The sequence below is a fragment of the Streptomyces sp. 8K308 genome (genome assembly GCF_004348315.1).
In the GTDB taxonomy this organism is placed as follows: Bacteria; Actinomycetota; Actinomycetes; order Streptomycetales; family Streptomycetaceae; genus Streptomyces.
Genome location: NZ_SMKC01000429.1, coordinates 1 through 5,250, shown reverse-complemented (window position 1 = coordinate 5,250; position 5,250 = coordinate 1). Strand labels below are relative to the sequence as shown.

The window sequence follows — 5,250 nt, the reverse complement described above, 5'->3', positions numbered from 1 at the left end:
ACGTTCTCCACCGTCCACGTCCTCATCAAGCAGATCCGTGACTACATCAACTCCTGGAACGAGACCGCGAAACCGTTCACCTGGACCGCGACCGCCGGCGAGGTCCTCGCAAAGGTCAGACTCGTCGCGACCAACGTGAAGAAACTCGTCAATAACAACTCGAAGTGATACGAACGGGATCACGAGACACTAGCTGCTTCATTATCGGGAGGGAGTGCAGGAGTCAAGGCAGAGACAACCAGTAGCATCTGCTTAATCTTTGATCTTCCGGGGGGCGTCGCGCCGGTCAGGCATCCTTCCAGTCGCTCAACATTTTTACGCCTGTGACCTGACCGAAGCAAGTGCCTCTCCTGTTCCAGGTTATGTTCGCCGTCGCGCCACTGAAGGAGCCTGTAGCATGTGGGAGGCGATTCTGCTATCCGGGCTTGGCATTAACTTTCTTAGTTTAGCCAGAGCCCTGTACTGCAACACCCTTACCGTACCCGAAGGCTTACCCAATATCTGACCAACTTCGGATGCCGTGAGGCCCGCGATCACGCGCAGCTCGATAACTCTCTGCTGTTCGCAAGGCAGGGAGGCAAGCTTAACGCGCAAAGCCTCGCCCAGTTCCGACCACTGTATTATCTCTTCAGGGCCTATATCATCGCTGGGTAGCTCAAATTGCGTGAAATCGCTTGAAAGCTGCTCAAAGCCGCGATTTCGCCGCGGGCGGTAATGGTCGCTATAGACGTTACGGGCGATCGCGAAGATCCACGCGTGAATGCTGCCACCTGAATAGGATTCAATCTTACCCACCACTCTCACGAAAACCTCCTGTGCTAGATCCTCTGCGATCGACCAGTCGTCGCTGCGTGCCCGCATGAAGCGCAATACCGGTTCGTAAAGCGATTCGAAGATGATTCTCAAGGATTCCCGATCGCTGGGATTCTCGGCGGCAGCAACAGCAGCTCTTTCGAGCTCTGATTGCGGTTGATTAGATCCTGCAGTGCGAGATTCTCCTGCTCTTCCAGGTATCTGCATCTGATGCTTTCCCCTCCCATGCCTAGCGGGCTTTGCCCAGCTTTTATCATCCGCCTCGGAGCGTGCGCCATCACGTTGTGCCGACGCACGGGGTTCACAATCGGCAGGGCGGTGCTGCGCATCTATAGGCGTTTCAGGGACGAGAGTCGTTTCAGTGGCAAAATAAACTATGAACTATTTCACGCGCTAAGCCGATCCAGCGGGCGCCGAGATTCTCCGCGTATGTGTTGTATCCACCAAAAATGTCCCATTTTTTGCGAATCAGGAGCTCCGCTTCGACGTGCGAGGGTGACGGAGTGGCGTTTCCGGGTGGCGCGTCCAGTTGGGGGAATGGTATCTCGATTTCTTTTTCGAGTGTCGAAAAACCCCTACTGGATTGGCGATTTACGTCTCGCCCCTCGGGTCGGCAATTGTATTGATAAAGCGTCTCCCGATTGTCCTGCTGACGGGATGGGGGTGGTTTGCGGCTGCCTTCCGTGATGCGAGAGGCGGACGTGGGCAGGGTGACAGGCGTGGTTGCTGTTGGTTCAACAGACGTGCAGAACTGACAATGCGTTACAAGAGGTGTCGCGGGCGTCCGATGGAGTGGAGGCCGGTCCGCTTGGCGCGGCGTAAGTCGCGTGGAGGGAAGCGCCGGCAGGGCCGGGCGTAAGTGATTCGAGCCGCCCCCACCTTCTGGTGGGGGCGTGATGCCGCTCGCCCGCGGCTGGAGTCTCCCGCCCTTGGGCGGGTCGCAGGTGACACCAGTCATTGCGCACTGTGTTGGGTGCTACGCAAACAGCCCGTCGGCGTCATTTATGGCAAATCGGTCGAATCTGGCGACGACCCGGGAGTGTCACCTAGAGACGGCCGCAGCGCGAGTCACCGGTGCATATCTTGAGAGATGTAACGCCTTCGAGGCCGCTGGCGTCTGATATGGCGACAGAAGCAGCACTAGATTCGCCGCATGAGGAGTATGACGTGCGCCTTCTTTCGCGAGCATACTGGAACGCGAGGCCCCCGGAGAATGGTCACCCTCCGGTGGCTACCAATCAGGGGGTCAAGATCCACTACCTTGGTGACACCTACACGGAAATTGAGCACTATCGGTGTGCCGGGCAGATGAAGTTGGTCCAGGATTTCCACATGAACTCAAACGGTTGGGCCGATATCGGCTACAACTTTGCCGTGTGTCAGCACGGCTACGTGTTCGAAGGGAGAGGACTTAACGCCCAGAACGCCGCTAACGGCAATACGGCCCTGAACAGGAATCACTTTGCCGTCCTCGTGTTCACTGCGAAAAGGTGGTTCGGGGGGACGCCGCATATATCTCAGGCGTGCATTACGGGCATTCAGGACGTGATCGCTTACCTGCGGAGGCATGGCGCAGGATGGGAGATCGCAGGGCACCGGGATGGATATCGCACCGAGTGCCCTGGGGACTTGCTTTATAACCTCGTGCTCAACGGCACGCTTGACCCAGGCGTGCTGTGGGACGGAGGTACTCACATCGTGACGGCAGGTGAGACAATCGACAGTATTAGCCTCGACTATAATGTCCCCGAGGGGTACATTATTGAGGTGAACAATCTGTCCGCGCCATACACCGTCAGGGTGGGGCAGCGGCTGGAAATACCCGCACGAGGGATGCCCTTGGGCGAGGAACCGCCTCCGGATAACACGTTCGAATTCCAGCCCTTCCCGGGCACTGAATGGTTCAGATCCCGCCCCCACCACCCCATTATCCGGGCTATGGGGGAGAGGCTCGTGGCGCGTGGATGTGGACGCTATCCCACTGGTCCCGGGCCTCAGTGGACAGATGCTGACCGAGAGTCCTACCGGGCTTGGCAGCGGATGCTCGGATTTACCGGCGATGATGCAGATGGCTGGCCCGGCGCCACGAGTTGGGATCAGCTAGCTGTTCCGTTTATATCGGTCTTGCCGCTGCCCGTTGGGTACGAGCCGTTTCCTGGTGCTGAGTGGTTCCGTGGAGCTCCGAACAGTGCGATCGTCACTGCGATGGGACGCCGTCTGGTGGAGGAGGGGTGTGGAGAGTACACCTCTGGTCCGGGCCCGCAGTGGACAGCAACCGATCAGGCCTCTTACCGCAACTGGCAGCTCAAGTTGGGCTACGCCGGGGTTGACGCCGATGGCTGGCCCGGCGAGGCCTCCTGGGCCAGGCTGGAAGTCCCGCGCACCAGCACGGGCGAGTACCAGGCGTTTCCTGGTACTGAGTGGTTCCACGACGCGCCGTACAGTCCGATCGTCACTGCGATGGGACAGCGGCTGGTCGCGGAGGGATGCAGTGAGTACGAGCATGGCCCGGGGCCTCAGTGGACCGAAGTCGACCGAGATTCCTACCGACTGTGGCAGCTCAAGCTGGGCTACTCCGGAACCGACGCTGATGGCTGGCCTGGGCCGAGCAGTTGGGCGCAGCTGCGTGTCCCGCGTAATACCTAGTCTGACAGGATGGGTTGACTGAGTTCCGAGTAAGTGTGCCGCGCTTGGATGGCCAGATCCGCCATCCAAGCGCGGCACTGGCGTCACAGCAGAGCGGATGATGAGCATGGTGGCGAATCAGGACAAAACTGCACCTGCGGGGATAGGCTGCACGATCGCGGCCGTTGGGGCTGTGATTGGTTTTGGGATATGGCTGTACTCCCCTCCAGCGGGATATCGTTGGGAATTTGAAGGAGAGGGGCCTGGTAAACCCTACTACATGGATCTTCCGTTGATGGTCTTCGGGCTTCCGGTCCTGGCTTTGCTCACCTGGCGATTGGTCATCGCGGTGGAGCGGACTCGCGGCCGGAAGTGGGTTCCTCTTCTGGCGACCTGTGTGGCCTTAGTGGTGTTCGGTTTCGCGGGCTCGCTCTACATGGCCAGTCAGGAAAGTGACTCTCCTTACGCTGAGGAGGGTATCTAGCGCTCTTTGGCGAGTGTGTACCTTCATATGGCTGTTGCGGACTACTCCAACAGTCCCGCAGAAGTCGCGGGCTTGCCTCCAGTGAATGTCTGCTATCCCGGAGGCCGGGCGGGTAGGCCCTCTCATGCATGCCCGGCCTCCGGGAGCACCTTGTCGCCGTGGTGTCGCCGCCCTCTTGGCTGTGCCTCGCCACCCAATGCTGATTCTCTGAAGGCACTAATACGTAACTTCCTCAAGGCGGTTACCCGCCGCACTCAGGCTTCGGATAGCAACAAATTCGTCAGGAAGCTGGCCATCGGCCAACTTCCACCTACGGCCCTCGGGAGGTATGCCAGACACATGTCGGCACAACGACGGCAGATGGGTCAACAGTGCCAACCGCTGCCTCAACATTTTCCCATAGAAAACTGCACCTCATCCTTGGCCTCATCTGGCCACCAGAAGGGACCACTATCTTTGCCTACACGCCACCCCAGCCCCTCGCCCTCCCATCGCGGTGTGTGGCTCACCCTTGCCGCTGCTCTTCTGGGAGGCGCCCTCCCGGCTGCCGTCGAGCTACTGCGTTGGGCAACTGGAACCTAACGAGGTCGTGCGCGGTAGGTGGTGAGACGTCGAGGATGGTCGCGGGACGGAGGATCACGTCTGCCGTGTCGAAGTCACGTCTGCGATCCGCGGCGGGACAGCAGACCGGGGATGGCTTGGACTGTGTCGCTCATGTGCCGGCGGCGGCCGAGATACCGGGCGAGGGCTCGCTAGTTCTTCAGGCGCGCGAATGCTGTGCTCGCTCCGGAGGCGCCGCTAGGAATGCGCCTTGCGCCGACTCTCGTACATCTCCTCATACCGGCCAGCATCCGGGCTACGAAGACCAGCCGGTGCTCGCGGCGGTGACCACGGCCCGCTTGCGCACTTGCGCCGAGAGCCCGGCCTGGTGACGTTCATGCCGCAGCGGGCCTGCCTCGACGACGAGTGCAGCGATCAGACCGGCCGACAGGCCCCGTGAACCTCCGGTCACTGGCGATCGCTCCACGAGACCTGTGCCCATCACATGACCGTGATCGACTATCGCGAGTTCGACGTCTCACCGCCTACCGGGCACGAGGTCGTAGTGGTGAGCATGGCCGCCAGGTCGTCGGTGAAGAGGTGGCCCTTGGGACTGCGGCGTACGAGCAGGAGGACGATCCGCCGGCCGGTCGCGCCGTCCGCAGCTGCTTCCGAGAAGGCAGAACGGAAGGAGCGGCGCACCCGTTCAACCAGTTGGATGGAGGTGAAGAGCGGGCCGGGAAGGTGGCGTGGCCTGAGTCTCGCGCCATCGATCAGATGCTGTCTCT

General features: G+C 60.3%; 3 protein-coding genes and 2 pseudogenes. 3 read left to right on the top strand and 2 right to left on the bottom strand.

Features of this window, described 5'->3' with window-relative positions; genetic code table 11:
• Positions 1 to 360: 360 nt before the first annotated feature.
• Positions 361 to 1,020 (bottom strand): sigma-70 family RNA polymerase sigma factor, encoded by a 660-nt coding sequence (locus E1265_RS33265; protein ID WP_132934682.1) that lies wholly within the window; start codon positions 1,018 to 1,020, stop codon positions 361 to 363.
• Between the two features lie 915 nt (positions 1,021 to 1,935).
• Here E1265_RS33265 and E1265_RS40000 point away from each other — a divergent pair.
• From E1265_RS40000 to E1265_RS33245, 3 genes and pseudogenes are all read left to right on the top strand, one after another.
• Positions 1,936 to 3,174: pseudogene (locus E1265_RS40000) on the top strand (peptidoglycan-binding protein); the annotation flags it as partial.
• Between the two features lie 36 nt (positions 3,175 to 3,210).
• Positions 3,211 to 3,459, top strand: a pseudogene (locus tag E1265_RS40880) (peptidoglycan-binding protein); the annotation flags it as partial.
• A gap of 97 nt (positions 3,460 to 3,556) precedes the next feature.
• A complete protein-coding gene (locus E1265_RS33245; protein WP_132934681.1) occupies positions 3,557 to 3,922 on the top strand; it encodes a hypothetical protein in 366 nt (121 codons plus the stop codon).
• Positions 3,923 to 4,981: 1,059 nt separating this feature from the next.
• Here E1265_RS33245 and E1265_RS38345 read toward each other — a convergent pair.
• Positions 4,982 to 5,250 (bottom strand): hypothetical protein (locus E1265_RS38345; protein WP_207931308.1); only part of this gene is annotated, 269 nt, incomplete at its 5' end.